General features: G+C 64.0%; 12 protein-coding genes. 9 read left to right on the top strand and 3 right to left on the bottom strand.

Annotation, left to right across the window (positions count from 1 at the left end; translation table 11 throughout):
- Positions 1-79: 79 nt before the first annotated feature.
- Both ACLLJI_RS16985 and ACLLJI_RS16980 read right to left on the bottom strand, forming a co-directional pair.
- Positions 80-388 carry an MmcQ/YjbR family DNA-binding protein gene (locus ACLLJI_RS16985; RefSeq protein ID WP_434614712.1) on the bottom strand — a complete coding sequence of 103 codons (309 nt, stop codon included), beginning with the start codon at positions 386-388 and terminating at the stop codon, positions 80-82.
- Between the two features lie 375 nt (positions 389-763).
- A complete protein-coding gene (locus ACLLJI_RS16980; RefSeq protein WP_434614709.1) occupies positions 764-916 on the bottom strand; it encodes a hypothetical protein in 153 nt (50 codons plus the stop codon).
- Positions 917-1162: 246 nt separating this feature from the next.
- Here ACLLJI_RS16980 and ACLLJI_RS16975 point away from each other — a divergent pair, with 246 nt between their 5' ends.
- Positions 1163-1852 (top strand): hypothetical protein, encoded by a 690-nt coding sequence (locus ACLLJI_RS16975; RefSeq protein WP_434614706.1) that lies wholly within the window; start codon positions 1163-1165, stop codon positions 1850-1852.
- 749 nt (positions 1853-2601) lie between these two features.
- On the opposite strand, the gene ACLLJI_RS16970 is transcribed toward ACLLJI_RS16975, so the two are convergent.
- A complete protein-coding gene (locus ACLLJI_RS16970; RefSeq protein ID WP_434614704.1) occupies positions 2602-3849 on the bottom strand; it encodes a THUMP-like domain-containing protein in 1248 nt (415 codons plus the stop codon).
- 354 nt (positions 3850-4203) lie between these two features.
- Between ACLLJI_RS16970 and groES the strand changes: the two genes are divergently transcribed.
- The 8 genes from groES (at position 4204) to ACLLJI_RS16930 (ending at position 16190) form a co-directional block, all read left to right on the top strand.
- On the top strand, positions 4204-4500 hold the full coding sequence (groES, locus tag ACLLJI_RS16965; protein WP_283561955.1) for a co-chaperone GroES: 297 nt from the start codon (positions 4204-4206) through the stop codon (positions 4498-4500).
- 121 nt (positions 4501-4621) lie between these two features.
- Positions 4622-6232 (top strand): chaperonin GroEL, encoded by a 1611-nt coding sequence (gene groL / locus ACLLJI_RS16960; RefSeq protein ID WP_434614701.1) that lies wholly within the window; start codon positions 4622-4624, stop codon positions 6230-6232.
- 201 nt (positions 6233-6433) lie between these two features.
- On the top strand, positions 6434-8530 hold the full coding sequence (locus ACLLJI_RS16955; RefSeq protein WP_434614698.1) for an acyltransferase family protein: 2097 nt from the start codon (positions 6434-6436) through the stop codon (positions 8528-8530).
- Positions 8530-10677 carry an acyltransferase family protein gene (locus ACLLJI_RS16950; protein ID WP_434614695.1) on the top strand — a complete coding sequence of 716 codons (2148 nt, stop codon included), beginning with the start codon at positions 8530-8532 and terminating at the stop codon, positions 10675-10677. Before ACLLJI_RS16955 ends, ACLLJI_RS16950 begins: the two co-directional genes overlap by 1 nt.
- 228 nt (positions 10678-10905) lie before the next feature.
- Entirely contained in the window at positions 10906-12420 is a 1515-nt protein-coding gene (gene guaB, locus ACLLJI_RS16945) for an IMP dehydrogenase (RefSeq protein WP_434614692.1), read from the top strand.
- Between the two features lie 56 nt (positions 12421-12476).
- The gene (locus ACLLJI_RS16940; protein ID WP_434614689.1) at positions 12477-13598 is read left to right on the top strand and encodes a GuaB3 family IMP dehydrogenase-related protein; all 1122 of its coding nucleotides are present in this window, start codon (positions 12477-12479) and stop codon (positions 13596-13598) included.
- 303 nt (positions 13599-13901) lie between these two features.
- On the top strand, positions 13902-15641 hold the full coding sequence (locus ACLLJI_RS16935; RefSeq protein ID WP_434614685.1) for a glycerol-3-phosphate dehydrogenase/oxidase: 1740 nt from the start codon (positions 13902-13904) through the stop codon (positions 15639-15641).
- A gap of 57 nt (positions 15642-15698) precedes the next feature.
- A complete protein-coding gene (locus ACLLJI_RS16930; RefSeq protein WP_283561948.1) occupies positions 15699-16190 on the top strand; it encodes a PTS sugar transporter subunit IIA in 492 nt (163 codons plus the stop codon).
- Positions 16191-16315: the final 125 nt, after the last annotated feature.

Genomic DNA, 16315 nt, shown 5'->3' with positions numbered 1-16315 from the left:
GCAACAATGGCCGGTAACCGGTGAGGTTGGCAACGAAGGTGCGACTGAGTGTGCCCTGTTCGAAATCCCTGCCATGCTCCTACCGCTGTGGCGCACCGGCGATGCGGTATGACTCCTCCAAAGGTTCTTGGAGTTCCTCGGACGCAATCTTGTCGAGATGGATGAGGACAAGGATGGGTGAACGTTGGTGGTGGGGAGTCCAGAAGTAGATATCCGGGGCGATGCCTGCGAGGGCGTCTCGCTCCTGGCTCTTCACCGTAAGTACGCCTTCCTCCCACATCCGGGCCATCAGGGTGCGGGCGAACCAGGCGGGCTGTCCCCAACTTGGTCGTTCGCAGACGCCGGGAAGGGAAAAGCATATGCGCCGGACGTCCTCTTCGTTGGCCATCGCATCAGGATGGCATCCGATCCACCAGCCGTCCACTAGCTGGGATGACAGGGTGCTGATCGAGGGCAGCCGTAGGTTGCTCCAACTTTACGAATGCCACAATGACTCGCACCGCGTAATCTCACCTTCGACGAGAGCCATGCCGTGGCCGGAACCCTGACTTCGTTGTGGTTCCCCCGGACTACGGCCGTGTGACCTGGCCTACTCGGCTCCGCAGTGCACCCCGTGGCGCTCCCAGTCGCCCGCAAACATGCCCGTCATCTGGAAATTGTCCTTTCAGAAACCGTCTGTGGCTGGTGTGGATCCGGGTGTCGGGTCGGTCGTCACGGTTCTGCGCGAGAGCCACAGGGATCAGATTAAAGCAACCCCCCCAGATCAGAAACAAGGGTCCCATAGCCAGGCGTGGCCCATCGTTGCCGTGGCGTCGTAACCGCCCTCCGGACGGATCACCCCCAGCAAGACGGCGACGCTGGTCACCGTGCTGATGCCGCCGTAGACGACGAGCAGCAGGCCACCGGTCCAACTCACAGCGCGCCAAAACCGTCCCCAGGGCACTCTGCGGATCCGAGGCGCCGAGCCCAGCGGCCGGATCGAGTGGGGCGAACGGGTCCGTCTGCGACGGCTACATCCGGTGGCCTGACGGTAACGGGACGGTAACGGTTAATAGCTGACCCATCCGCTCCCGCTGCCGCCGCGAAGTACCTGTGACAGGCCAGCCGGTGGATAGACACCTTCGGCAACGGACACCAATCACACAGTTAGGGATTATTTATCATGCGTAAATCAATTTTTACCACAGTCGGCGCGGTTGCAGCATCCGGAGCACTCCTGTTCTCGCTGGCAGCGTGCAGCAGTACCGATACGGCCGTCTCCAGCAAAACGACGAGTGCGTCCTCGAGCTCATCGGCGATGACGTCGACGCCCAAGCCGTTGGCCTCCATTCCGGCCCTGACAGGCACCACCACCGCGGTTAAGCTCGACGCTTCCTTCGGCGCTGCGCTGAAGACCCTGGGCCTGACCCCGGGAGTCATCGGGACCGCGCAGCTGACCGACGGTTCATTGATCTTCCCGATCACGGGCGGCAAGGTTGATTACTATGATCCGGCAGAGGCCTATCGCCCGTTTGTGCAGGGTCTGATCAGCCACGCCGGTTCAGGCTTCTCCTTGACGGCCGGGGACACCAAGGTGGACCTGACCAACTTCACCATTGACCCGGGCACCTCCAAGCTCTATGGCGATGTGGCAGTCAACGGGACCGTCGCGGCGAAGCAGGCGTACATCTTCAACCTTGACGGTTCCACCCTGATGCCGCTCAAGACCGAGGGCGACACCGCGATCCTGCAGGGTACCGAGGTGAAGATCTCCGACGTCGCGGCCGGTCTGCTGAACAAGACGTTCAAGACGGACGCTGTGAAGGAAGGCATGCTGGTCGGCGTCGCCACCATCACCGTGAACACCAAGTAGCACCTGCACCGCACGCTCTGTACTCCGGCTCCTCATCAGCTTTCTTGAGGAGCCGGAGTACAGGAGTTTAAGGCCAGTTGAGGGGCGTCATTTTCGAAGTCGTCTGCGCAAAATGTCAGAAGTCCTTTGCACACCGAGGCATCAGGATGGGCGCCTCGTAAAGGCAGATCTTCTGGAAGCCGGCGTGCGGCGATACGGCCGCGGCGCTGGCCCTTGCAGGCGTGGCCTTGGCCAGCCGTTCTCAACGGCGATATGCGTCGGCGGACCGAGGTCTCAAGGGGAGGACCGACCGAAAGGACCAGTGGTGGCAGCGAGCGAAATGGGCTCTTGACTACACCTTGAGCGATGATGACCGGGTTACCGGGTTCCGGGACGGGCGGAGAGCGAGGCTGCGACCAGTGCCCGCGTTGCCGCTGATAGAAGCGCGGACTTGAGCCAGAGCCGTGGATAACTGCTCTGTCCGAAGGAAAGTTTGAATTGGCCAGTACACTACGAGACGGTCCCCCGCGGAAGCCATTCCTAAGGTTCTGGGCACTTCCCGATAGCACAGGATAAAGCCCTGCGCCCTTGTGACCGGGTCGAGATTCCGCTCTCAAGTCTGGGGTTGGAGGTTGGGGAAAAGTTTCTTTGGGCCGAGAAAAAGGGCAAAAAGGACGGCGTGCGCACCTCGCGCGACTGTTCGCTCGCACGCTACAGCTGAAGTGTGCAGGAGACGTCGAAAAACGGCACGGGTCACAGCCAGTTATCGGTCACAGCGCACGCGGCAGTGCAGGGTGAGTGACGGGCTCGACGACGATCGCGACCCGGTCAGCACCGATCCGGGTCAGGACCAGGGTTGCGGTGTTAATGGCGTCCTTCCGCCGCTTGCCCGCACCGGGGAGCAACTGCTTGCGCAGTTCCTCCGGGGTGACCGCCATGCCGCGCTTCTTGATGTCCAGCACCCCGATCCGGTTGGCCTGCACCCAGCTCTTCAGAGCCCGGACGTTGTAGGGTTTCACCTCAAGCACGCGGTAGGCCCTAGCAAACGGCGTGTCCCGCAGCTCCGCTGCGCAGATGTAGGCAATATGGGGATCGAGCAGATGCCCGTCAATGGTCCTGGCCAGATCCGCAACCAGACCGGCACGGATGACCGCTCCATCGGGCTCATAGAGGTAGCCTTCCGCCGGACCCGTTTCAACGTCCTGCGCTGAAGGATCGTAGGGTACCGCGCTGGTCAGCTCCGCGGACCCCCGCGCCCCGATCACCAGCGCCGCGCGGTTCACCTCCGGCCGGGCGAGCGCGTTGAACCACAGGGCCGCCTCCACAACGTCGCCGTCGACAGAGACCCATTGCGCTTCGCAGCCCGCCGGGAGGGATTCGTGCGGTATACCGGGGCCCAGTTTGACGCCCACGGCCAGGCCCCGCGCAGCCAGGGTTTCGACGAAGGACAGTGGCGGCGAAAAAGCCTCCGGATCAAACAACCTGGTGGTCCCCGACGTCGTGGTCGTCCGCCGGGCCGGGTCAAGCCAGACGCCGTCAACTCCGGTCAGATCCACCGTGGTGGCGTCCGCCTGGATCACCGTGGCGGACGGGAAGGGCATCAGGTTCAAGGTGGCGCAGGCCGCGGTGGTCTCGTCCAGCTCCACGGCGGTCACCGCAATGTCCAGGCTCGAGAGCGCCAGCGAATCGGCCCCGATCCCGCAGCCCAGATCAGCCACGTGCGCCACCTTGGCGGAGATGAAGCGTTCCGCGTGCCGCGCCGCCACGTTGAGCCGCGTGGCCTGCTCCAGCCCGGCCCGCGTGAAAATCATCTGGCGGGCGAACTCGCCGAACTTGGCCTCGGCCTTGGTCCGCAGCCGGGACTGTGTCAGTACGGCGGAGACAAGTTCGGCGGAGTGCCCTGCAGTGCGCAGCCGGGAGTTGAGCGCGAGGGCATCCTTTTCGGCGTACGGGCCCAGCGAGTTCAGCAGCTCCCAGCCTTCGGAGGTGAAAAGGGGTGAAATCTGTTCCTGGGCCATGTAAAGAAGCCTATCCGGTGCAATGAGCGCAGGGCGGGCCCCGCCGGATGCGGTGGTGCCTATCCTGCGCACCACCGGGTTTCGCCGCTGTGCGAGCGCCGCGGACCGGGCAGCCACGACGCCCACACCGTTTTCCGCTGACGGCGGACACGAAGCGAAAACTGGCACTCACCTTGACCGAGTGCCAGCCAAACCATAGAGTCGGGGTTAGCACTCTCACCCGTAGGGTGCTAATTGAAGATGAGTGCGGCAAACGGTCTTGCCACCGGCACCGCGACGACGGCTGGCAGTACCAACGTTGACGCATTCATTGCAATCATCCGCAGATTTTACTCATGTGAAGGGGAGGTCCGAGTGTCGGTCTCTATTAAGCCTCTTGAGGATCGTATTGTTGTCCGTCAGCTGGAAGCCGAGCAGACTACTGCTTCCGGCCTGGTGATCCCGGACACCGCCAAGGAAAAGCCTCAGGAAGGTGAAGTTGTCGCAGTCGGCCCAGGCCGCATTGATGACAACGGCAACCGCGTCCCGATTGATGTAGCCGTCGGCGACGTCGTCATCTACTCCAAGTACGGTGGAACCGAAGTCAAGACGGGCGGCGAGGAACTGTTGGTGCTGTCCGCCCGCGACGTTCTCGCCATCGTAGTTAAGTAGCACCTAGCTAACTAACAGCTAAGTAGCTTCCTGAAGCACATATCGCTTTGACGGATCCCCGCACCGCCGCTCCCTTCCGGGATCCAGGGTGCGGGGTTTCGCCTTGAAAGGACACAGAATTATGGCAAAGCAGCTGGAATTCAACGACGCTGCCCGCCGTTCCCTGGAAGCCGGCATCGATAAGCTGGCGAACACCGTCAAGGTGACCCTGGGGCCGCGCGGCCGCAACGTTGTGCTGGATAAGAAGTGGGGTGCCCCCACCATCACGAACGACGGCGTTACGATCGCCCGTGAGGTGGAGCTCGAGGACCCGTACGAGAACCTTGGTGCGCAGCTGGCAAAGGAAGTTGCGACCAAGACCAACGACGTGGCCGGCGATGGAACGACGACGGCGACGGTCTTGGCGCAGGCTCTGGTCAAGGAAGGCCTGCGCAACGTTGCCGCGGGCGCCGCTCCCGGAGACCTGAAGCGCGGCATCGAGGTATCGGTGGACGCGATCGCCAAGCGTCTGTTGGAGAATGCCCGCGAGGTCCAGGGACGTCAGGTGGCGGAAGTTGCCGCCATCTCGGCCCAGAGCCCGGAAATCGGCGAACTGCTCGCCGAGGCATTCGACAAGGTCGGCAAGGATGGTGTGATCACCATTGAGGAATCCTCCACCACGGCAACCGAGCTGGTGCTCACCGAAGGTATGCAGTTCGACAAGGGCTACCTCTCGCCGTACTTCGTCACCGACGCCGAGCGCCAGGAAGCGGTGCTGGAAGATGCGCTGATCCTGATCAACCAGGGCAAGATCTCCTCCATCCAGGATTTCCTGCCCCTGCTGGAGAAGGCTCTGCAGGCCGCCAAGCCGCTGTTCATCATTGCCGAGGACGTCGACGGCGAGGCTCTGTCCACGCTGATCGTCAACAAAATCCGCGGCACGCTGAACGTGGTTGCCGTCAAGGCACCGGGCTTCGGCGACCGCCGCAAGGCGATGCTGCAGGACATCGCGACCCTGACCGGTGCGCAGGTGGTCTCCCCGGAGATCGGCCTGAGCCTGGACCAGGTCGGCCTCGAGGTGCTCGGCACCGCACGCCGGATCACCGTCACCAAGGACACCACCACCATTGTCGACGGCGCCGGCTCGTCCGAGGACGTCGCGGACCGCGTCAAGCAGATCCGCGCCGAACTCGAGCGCACCGATTCCGATTGGGACAAAGAGAAGCTGCAGGAGCGTCTGGCCAAGCTGGCCGGAGGCATCGGCGTGATCAAGGTCGGCGCAGCCACCGAGGTCGAGCTCAAGGAGAAGAAACACCGCATCGAGGATGCCGTTTCCTCCACCCGCGCCGCGCTCGAAGAGGGCATCGTGGCTGGTGGCGGTTCCGCACTGGTCCAGGCCGCCAAGGCCCTGGACGATGATCCTTACGTCTCCAAGCTCGACGGCGACGCCGCGACCGCCGTCGGACTTGTCCGCCGCGCCATTGCCCAGCCGCTGCGCTGGATTGCCCAGAACGCCGGGCATGACGGCTATGTGGTGGTCAACAAGGTTGGCGAACTCCCCGATGGCCACGGCTTCAACGCCGCCACCGGCGAGTACGGCGACCTGATTGCAGCCGGCATCATCGACCCGGTGAAGGTCACGCGTTCCGCGCTGCGTAACGCTGCTTCCATCGCCGCACTGGTCCTCACCACCGAGGCCCTGGTGACGGAAAAGCCGGCCGACGACGATGACGAATCAGGTAATCAGCACTAGAATTCCCGCTGGTACCACTGCCCCGCATCGGCTGCACGTAAACCCCGGTTTGCGCGCAGCTGCTGCGGGGCAGTTCTGTTGCTGCCGCAAAAGTGGCAAGAAACACTAACGTGGCAGCGGAAGGTCACGTTCAGGTAACGTGGAAGGTTGAGTTCCCGCTGCCGCGGAATGGACTTTTGCTGAACGTTAGGTGATTAACGAGTGACAACCGGGACCATGGCCAGGCCCACGGGCTCCGGGAGGTCGTCCGCGGCAGGGTCCGCGAACGGTGGACCCCACAACCGGAAGTTCCTGCCGGAGGTTCAGGGGCTGCGTTCACTGGCCGTGCTGATGGTGGTCATCTACCATGTCTGGCTGGGCCGGGTGTCCGGCGGGGTGGACATATTCCTGCTGGTATCCGCCTTCCTGATGACCCGCCAGTTCGTCGGCAGGGTGGAGCGGGGGACGCCGCTGGACCTGCTCAAGCACTGGCTGCACCTGTTCAAGCGGCTGCTGCCCGCCGTCGTCGTTGTCCTGCTTTCGGTGCTGGCGGCGACCTACCTGTGGCTGCCGCAGACGCGATGGAAAGACATCTTCGCTCAAACGTGGGCGTCCGCGTTCTACTTTGAAAACTGGGCACTGACGTCCAACTCGGTGGATTACTATGCGGCGGATCACAGCCTGGCGAGTCCGCTGCAGCATTTCTGGTCGCTGTCCATCCAAGGACAAGTGTTTATTTTGTGGCCCCTGATCTTTGCGGCCGCGGCGCTGCTGGCCAGGACGTTCCGGCTGCGCTACCGGGTGCTGCTGACCTACATTTTCGGCCTGATCTTCATCCTTTCGCTGCTCGTTTCCATCCGCGAGACCGGCAGCAACCAGGCGTTCGCATATTTTGATACCCGCGCCCGGCTCTGGGAATTTGCCCTCGGCTCGCTGCTTGCGCTGTTGCTGCCCTACCTGAACCTTCCACACCGCGTTCGGGTCCTGCTGGGCTGGCTTGGCGTCGTGGCCATGATCAGCTGTGGCATCGTTCTCGACATAGAGCAACAGTTTCCCGGTTTCATTGCCCTCTGGCCCACGCTCGCAGCCGCACTGATCATCATCGCCGGCCGGTCGGACAGCAGGTTCGGCATGGACCGTTTCCTCAGTTCCAGACCGTTGGTCTTCATGGGCGGCAATTCCTACGCCCTGTACCTGTGGCATTGGCCGCTGCTGATCATCTACCTGATGGTCTTCGACAAGGAAAAGGCGGGCTGGCTCTCGGGCACCGTGGTGATCGTGGCGGCCCTGGTGCTGTCCATCCTGACCACCCGGTTCGTGGAGAAGCCGGTCCGGGACTGGAAATGGGCCGGGTCCAGCAAGCTGCGCGCCGCGGCCGTCATGGCGGTCTCGCTGGCGCTGATCGCTGTTCCGCTGGGTGGCCTGCAGCTGCACATTCAGGCCGTCAGCCCGAAGGCCGGGGTCGGGTCCACACCCGAAAACCCGGGAGCGGCGGCCCTGTTTGCCGGCTATACGCCGGCCGCCGGCTCGCGGACCGCTCCGCTGGTTCCCGCCCTGACGGATATTGCCGATGAATGGCCGCAATGGGACGGCGGCTGCACGGTGCTGGATGAATCCGACGTGTCCCGGACCCGGTGCGACAACGGAAACGATGCCAACCCGGCCAGGACGGTCGTGGTGGTGGGCAGTTCCCACGCCCTGATGTGGAGCACGCCGCTGCTGGATATTGCCAGGAAATACAACTGGCGGGTGATTGCCTTCACGGCGGGGTTCTGTCCCCTGACGGACGGCGCGGACGGCACCGTCCCGGCGGGCTGTAACCGGTTCGTCAGCAGTTCGGTGCAGGCCGCGCTGGAGCTCAAGCCGGATGCTGTGCTGACCACCAGCACCCGTGCGGCGTACAACTTCACGACCAGCGAATACCTGGACCCGTCGTGGGCCGGCGTTGTCCGAGAGTTCGCCGCCGCCCGGATTCCCGTCCTCGCCATCAGGGATACGCCCCGCTTCGACCAGACACCGCTGGCGTCAGGCCCGGACTGCGTGGCCAAGAATCCCAAGGATTACTCGGTCTGCGCCACTGCCCAGGACCAGAACTTCGCGGACATATCGCCGACGGATGCGTTGCGGGAGAGCCTCCCCGGAGTGAATTTCCTGGATTTCACACCGTATTTCTGCGTCGATGAGAGCTGTCCGGCCGTGATTGGAAACGTCATGGTCTACAAGGACGGCAGCCATGTGACACGAACGTATATGAAAACGCTGACTCCCGTTGTGGAGCAGGCTGTCTTCGCCGCAACCGGTTGGGAGGAGGGAAAATAATGGTTTCCGGACAGAATAATCCCGCGCCGGCTGCCGAAGGACTGCCGACGGCCGTTTCAGATGCGCGGGCCAAGCCAAGTCCTCGGGCCGGAGGCAGGCCCGCGGCGGCGAAGAAGGGGTTCCGCCCGGAGGTCCAGGGTCTGCGCGCCCTGGCCGTGCTGATGGTGGTTGCCTATCACGTCTGGCTGGGGCGGGTCTCCGGCGGCGTGGACATCTTTCTCCTGATTTCCGCATTCCTGATGACCCTGCAGTTCGCCCGAAAGGTGGAGCGGGGGGAGCCGCTTCGGCTGGTCCGGCACTGGCTTCACCTGTTTAAGCGGCTGCTGCCGGCCGCGGTCGTCGTACTCGTGGCGGTGCTGGCCGGAACTTGGGCGGTGCTGCCACCGCGGCGCTGGCCGGACGTCCTGCAGCAGGCCTGGGCATCATTGCTGTACTTCCAAAACTGGGTTCTCGCGGACACCTCGGTGGACTACTACGCGGTCGATCATTCCGGGGCCAGCCCGTTGCAGCACTTCTGGTCGCTCTCCATTCAGGGACAGGTTTTCATTCTCTGGCCGCTGATTTTTGCCGCCGCGGCACTGATTCAGCGGCTGCTCAAGCGCACCGGCCTGACGTCGAGGTATCCGGCGGCGGAAAAATGGCTTAGTTACCGAGCCCTGCTGGCCGCCGCGTTTGGACTGGTGTTCGCCTTCTCGCTGGCTTTTTCGGTGCGCGAGACCGCAGCCAACCAGGCCTACGCATACTTTGACACCCGGGCCAGGCTGTGGGAATTCGCGCTCGGCTCCCTGCTGGCACTGGCGCTGCCGTACCTGAGTTTCCCGCGCGGGCTGCGCGTCCTGATGGGCTGGCTCGGCGTCGCGGGGATGCTCAGCTGCGGACTGATTCTGGTGGTGGACCAGCAGTTTCCCGGCTATGTCGCGCTCTGGCCCACCCTCTCGGCAGCCCTGATCATTGTGGCCGGCCAGACCGGCAGCCCGCTGGGCGCTGACCGGATCCTTTCCGCCCGGCCGCTGGTGGGGATGGGGAATATTTCCTACGCGCTGTACCTGTGGCACTGGCCCGTGCTGGTCATTTTCCTGGTCGCGGCGGGGCAGCGCGGGGCCAACGTGTGGCAGGGGTTGGCGATTATCGGCTCATCCATCCTGCTGGCGTTCCTGACCACCAAATTCGTCGAGACTCCGCTGCGCTGCTGGAACTGGCCCGAGCACCATGTCTGGCGTGCCGCCGTCGTCCTCGTGGCCTGCGGCGCCCTGCTGGCCGGTCCGGTGGCCCTCTGGCAGAACCGCATTACCGCTTACGACGCCGCCGCCGCCGCGCAGCCTGCTTCCGACAATCCCGGCGCTGCCGCGCTGGAACCGGGCTACGCCGGAACGTCGTCGCCCAGTGCCAAGGTGATTCCGGCCCCGGCCGAGCTCAAGAACGAATTCGCCACCATCGAAGGTGACTGCACGGGACGGCTGGTCCCGGCGTCGCCGGTGCTGGCGCAGATCTGCCACGCCAATCAGCCGGTGGGAACGCCTGCCAAGACCATCGTGGTGCTGGGTGACTCGCACTCGCAGCAGTGGCTTCCGGACTGGGACACCATCGCTGCGCAGCGTAACTGGCAGATTGTGATGTTGATCAAATCCGGCTGCCGCTACGGTGCCGACGCGCCCTCCCGCGCGGATGACTGCAATGAATTTAATGACCTGGACCGGGGCTATGTCATGTCGCTCAAACCCGATGCGGTCTTCACCTTGGCGTCCCTGACGCTTGAGCAGGCGCCGTTTGAAACGGAGGTGCCGGGCTATCTGGACGGCATCAAGGGGTTTACCGACGCGGGGATTCAGGTGATCGGGATGCGGGATAACCCGCGCTTCACCATCAACATGGCCGACTGTGCGGCCACGAAGGGCGCCGCGGCGCCCGCCTGCAATCCACCGCTGTCCGAGAGCCTGGCCGCGACGGCGCCCATGGATGCCTACCAGGATGTCCCGAACTTCTTCGCCCTGGATCTGAGCGACTACATCTGCGCCAACGGAGTCTGCCCGGCGGTGGTGGGGAATGTCTACGTCTACAAGGACGATAACCATCTGACCAAGACGTATACCCAATCCATGTCGGCCATCTTTGAACAGCGGCTGTTGGCGGAGACCGGCTGGCACTGACGGCGGAGGCCTGCTGGCGTGGCGTGGGGACGCCGGCTGGCGTTGGCGTGGCGGGGCGGCGGCCGGTTGGCGAAGCAAGCGGTGCCCCTGTCACGCAGCCCGGCCCGGGCCCGGAATAGGGCGGCGCACGCTTTCGTTTTAGAATGTATAAAACGCACAGACCAGACCGTAATGACGCCTCTGGCCGTCGGTGCACACCCCACCCGGCACCACCGCTGAGGAGCACTCATGACCGAGCCCGAAATCCATAACCCGTTCGCCCTCATCGGGCTGACCTACGACGACGTGCTGCTGCTGCCCGGCCACACGGACGTGATTCCCTCCGAGGCGGATACCGGGTCGCGTGTCTCCCGGCGCATTACCGTCAACACACCGCTGCTCTCCGCCGCGATGGATACCGTCACCGGATCCCGGATGGCCATCGCAATGGCGCGGCAGGGCGGTCTTGGCGTGGTGCACCGCAACCTCTCCATCGATGATCAGGCGGAGCAGGTGGACCGCGTCAAACGCAGCGAGTCCGGCATGATCACCAACCCTGTGACCATCGGCCCGGATGCCACCTTGCAGGAACTCGACGACCTGTGCCGGCACTACAGCGTGTCGGGACTGCCCGTCGTCGACGCCGAGGGCAAGCTGCTGGGCATCGTCACCAACCGCGACACGGTCTTTATCCCGGACAGCGAATACCTGCGGCGCCTGGTCCGCGAGGTCATGACGAAGATGCCGCTGGTCACCGGCACTGTCGGGATCAGCCGCGAGGATGCCTCCGGCCTGCTCGCCAAGAACAAGATCGAAAAGCTGCCGCTGGTCGACGACGACGGCCGGTTGCGCGGGCTGATCACGGTCAAGGACTTTACCAAGGCCGAGCAGTATCCGCTGGCCACCAAGGACGACGCCGGCCGGCTGCGCGTGGGTGCCGCGATCGGCTTCTTCGGGGACGGCTGGGAGCGTGCCATGAAACTGGTCGACGCCGGCGTGGATGCGCTTTTTGTGGACACGGCCAACGGCCACAGCCAGGGTGTGCTGGACATGATCGCACGGCTCAAGGCCGAGCCCGCCGCCGCGAATGTTGACATCATTGGCGGCCAGGCAGCCACCCGCGAGGGTGCGCAGGCGCTGATCGATGCCGGTGCCGATGGCATAAAGGTGGGCGTGGGGCCGGGGTCCATCTGCACCACCCGAGTGGTGGCCGGAGTAGGGGTTCCACAGATCACCGCCATCTACGAATCCGCCAAGGCCGCGATTCCTGCCGGCGTGCCGCTGATCGCCGACGGCGGCCTGCAGTATTCAGGCGACATCGGCAAGGCGCTGGTGGCCGGCGCTGATACGGTGATGCTGGGCTCCCTCTTGGCGGGGACCGAAGAGGCCCCCGGCGAGCTGATTTTTGTCAATGGGAAGCAGTTCAAGACCTACCGCGGGATGGGTTCGCTCGGTGCCATGCAGACCCGTGGCAAGAGCACCTCATACTCCAAGGACCGCTACTTCCAGGCGGATGTTTCCGGGGACGACAAACTCATTCCCGAAGGCATTGAAGGCCGGGTGGCGTACCGCGGGCCGCTCTCATCCGTGGCCTATCAACTGGTCGGCGGGCTGCGCCAGACAATGTTCTACACGGGCGCACGCACCGTCCCGGAGCTCAAAGCGAAGGGTAAGTTCGTCCGCATCACCGCCGCCGGGCTCAAGGAATCCCACCCGCACGACATCCAGATGACGGTGGAAGCGCCCAACTATGGCTCCAAGTAGCCCCCACCGGCCACGACGGTGCGTTGCTGCATAGGCACCTACGCTAACCTTGAGCAGTGACTTATGACATTGAAATCGGCCGTGGCAAGCGTGGGCGCCGTGCCTACTCCCTGGATGACATCGCAATAATACCGTCCCGCCGGACCCGCGATCCGAAGGACGTTTCGGTCAAATGGCAGATTGATGCCTACCAGTTTGAAACCCCCGTCATCGGCGCCCCGATGGATTCGGTGATGTCCCCGGCCACCGCGATTGCGCTGGGTAACCTGGGCGGTTTGGGTGTCCTCGATCTGGAAGGACTCTGGACCAGGTACGAAAATCCGCAGCCCGTGTTGGACGAGATTGCCGCGCTGGAGTCCTCCGTGACGGACCCAGCCGCAACCCGCCGCATGCAGGAGCTCTATGAAGCGCCTGTCCAGCCCGAACTGATCACCTCACGGCTGGCCGAGATCAGAGCAGCGGGCGTCACCGTCGCGGGCGCCCTGACCCCGCAGCGAACGCAGGAATTCTACAAAACCGTCGTCGCAGCAGGTGTGGATATCTTCGTTATCCGGGGCACCACGGTCTCTGCGGAGCATGTCTCCAAGACCGCGGAGCCGCTGAATCTCAAACAATTTATCTATGAGCTCGATGTGCCGGTCATCGTCGGCGGAGCTGCCGGCTACACTCCCGCGCTGCATCTGATGCGAACCGGTGCGGCAGGAGTCTTGGTGGGGTTTGGCGGCGGCGCGTCCACCACCACCCGCCGGGCGTTGGGCATCAGGGCTCCAATGGCCAGCGCCATCTCCGACGTCGCCAGTGCCCGGCGGGATTATTTGGATGAGTCCGGCGGCCGGTACGTGCATGTCATTGCCGACGGCGGCATGGGCTCCAGCGGTGACATTGTCAAGGCCATCGCGATGGGCGCCGACGCCGTGATGCTCGGAGCCGCCTTGGCGCGTGCCGATGAGGCTCCGGGGCAGGGCTGGCACTGGGGTGCCGAGGCGCACCACCCGGAACTGCCACGCGGGGACCGGGTTCGTCTGGATACCGTCGGACCCTTGGGTGAGGTGCTTTTCGGGCCGGCGCACCAGGCCAACGGAACTTCGAACCTGATCGGCGCGCTCCGCCGTTCCATGGCCACCACGGGCTATTCGGATCTGAAGGAATTCCAGCGCGTGGAAGTGGTGGTTTCCTAGCAGGAGTTCTTGTCAACTGCTGTGAGACCACGGACACAGACAACGGTGCCCTGATAAGCAATCGAGCCGCCATATTCCACCCTGATTAACCGCCATTTTGAGTTAACAGCCACAGCGAATGGAAACAGGTTCAGAGTGCTGATTCTTGGCAGCGAAATCCAGTGCTGTTGTGTTGGGTTTGTTCTTCCCGGCAATGATGAATCATTTAGGTGTGTGCAGCGCCCGTCGGCTCGGACCCTGCCTTTCTGTACGGCAACGAAGTAAGGTGAAGTCACCACAGCGTTGTCCAGCCAGGAGGTCCGCATGTCCGCCGCAGAACATCCCACAGGTAATCTTGGTCCGCAGGCCCGTGAGGCCGCTCTGGTGGCGCTGAAAGCGAGCAGTGGTCCCGGCCAGGAGCTGGATATCCTGGTGGTGGGCGGCGGCGTGGTGGGCGTTGGCGCCGCGTTGGACGCCGTCACCCGGGGTTTGAACGTAGGCATAGTGGAGGCCAACGACTGGGCTGCGGGAACGTCGTCGCGCTCCTCCAAACTCATCCACGGCGGCCTGCGGTATCTGCCGATGCTCGAATTTGCGTTGGTCACCGAGGCACTGCAGGAGCGCGGTCTGCTGCTCCAGCGCATTGCCCCGCACCTGACCCGTCCGGTCCCGTTTCTGTATCCGCTGACCAAACGGTTTGTTCAGCGGCCCTTTGTCGGCGCCGGCATCTTGCTCTACGACACGCTGGGGCTGACCTCCGGCAACAGCCGTGGCGTGCCCAGGCATAAGCACTTGAGCAAAAAAGCGACCCTGCGGGCTGCCCCAAGCCTCAAGGACGACGCCATGATCGGCTCCATCCGCTACTACGACGGGCAGGTCGACGACGCCCGGTATGTAGCGAACATGGTGCGCACCGCCGCCAGCTACGGAGCGTACGCGGTGAACCAGGTCAGCGTCGTCGATTTCCTGCGCGAGGGTGAGCGCGTGGTGGGGGCGAAGGTCCGAAACAACCAGGACGGCACTGAGTTCGACATCCGAGCCAAACAGATCGTGAACGCGACGGGCGTGTGGACGGATGACACGCAAGGCATGGTCACTGACCGCGGGCAGTTGAAGGTGCGCGCGTCCAAGGGCATCCACCTGGTGGTGCCGCGGGATCGGTTCCAGTCCACCGTCGGGCTGATTCTGCAGACCGAAAAGTCCGTCCTCTTTGTGATCCCCTGGGGGCGGCACTGGATCATTGGGACAACGGACACCGACTGGGAGCTGGACAAGGCCCATCCTGCTGCATCCGCGCAGGACATCGATTATCTGCTGGACCACGTCAATAAGGTGCTCAAGCGCCCTCTTACCCGGGAGGACGTGGAGGGCGTCTATGCCGGGCTGCGCCCGCTGTTGGCAGGGGAGAGCGATTCCACCGCCAAGCTGTCGCGGGAGCACGTCGTCTCGCATCCGGTTCCCGGCATGGTGGTGGTGGCGGGGGGTAAGTGGACCACGTACCGGGTGATGGCCAAGGACGCCGTGGATGAGGCCACCCGCACGCTGGACGAAAAGGTCCCGGCCAGCGTCACGGCCACCATTCCGCTGCTCGGTGCGGAGGGTTTCAAGGCGGCTTGGAACCGCAGGAACCGCACCGCGGAAGAGACCGGAGTGCACGTGGCGCGGGTGGAGCACCTGCTGAACCGTTACGGCTCGATGGCGGCGGATGTGCTGCAACTGATCGCCGACGACGCCGGGCTGGGCCGGGCGCTTCCGGGCGCCGACGATTATCTGGAGGCCGAGGTGGTGTATGCCACCACCCACGAGGGCGCGCTGCACGTGACGGACGTGCTCACCCGGCGGACCCGGATTTCGATTGAATCCTGGGACCGCGGCGTCGCGGCGGCACCGGTAGTGGCTAAACTTATGAGTGGAATTCTGGGCTGGAGCGGGGAGCGGCAGGAGACCGAAATCGAAAACTACGTGGCACGGGTGGAAGCGGAGCGTCTGAGCCAAGAGCAGCCGGACGATAAGTCCGCGGACGCGGCCCGGCTGAGCGTGGAAGGCGGCACGTCGCGTACCTGACGCTGCGGCCGCGGCGGATCGGATTCGCGGCACACAGGCGCGGCCGGAAAGGCAGATATGACAGAGGTCCCTCTCGAGCGTTATGACGCGCTGCTGACGACGCCGGAACTGGTCATCCTGGAAATGGAAGCCGGTACCAAGGAGGACGCCGCGGCACAGCTGGCCGCGCGGCTCTACGAGGCGGGTCGTATCTCGGATCTGGACGGCTTCCTGGCGCAGGTCAACGCGCGGGAGCACCAGATGGCCACCGGGCTGCCGGGCGGAATCGGGATGCCGCATGCGCGCAGTGAATTTGTCACCCGCACCTCTATCGCGGTGGGCATCACCCGGCACGGATACAGCTTGGACTTCGGTGCGGTGGATGGCCCCGCCACAGTGGTGCTGCTGATCGCCACGCCGGCCAGCTCCTTTTCCGAACATCTCGAGGTGCTGGCCACCTTGGCACGCTCGTTGTTCAAGGAGAACTTCCGGGAGTCGCTGCGGCGCGCCCACGACACGGAGGTCATTGCTGAATTGATCAACTCCACACTGGTGTTTTTCGACCACTGAGTTCGGCGACAGGCCACGGCCTGTCGTTTAGCGGGCAGCAAGGATGGTGACCTTGCATGCGTGCCAGCTCGGTCGGGGGCTTCCAGCGCCTGTGGGACCATTGGGATTTCTACACGCGGAAGAAG

The sequence above is a fragment of the Arthrobacter sp. A5 genome (assembly GCF_051131705.1).
In the GTDB taxonomy this organism is placed as follows: domain Bacteria; phylum Actinomycetota; class Actinomycetes; order Actinomycetales; family Micrococcaceae; genus Arthrobacter_M.
Note: the sequence above shows the minus strand (reverse complement) of the source record. Positions and strands in the feature narration are given on the sequence as shown.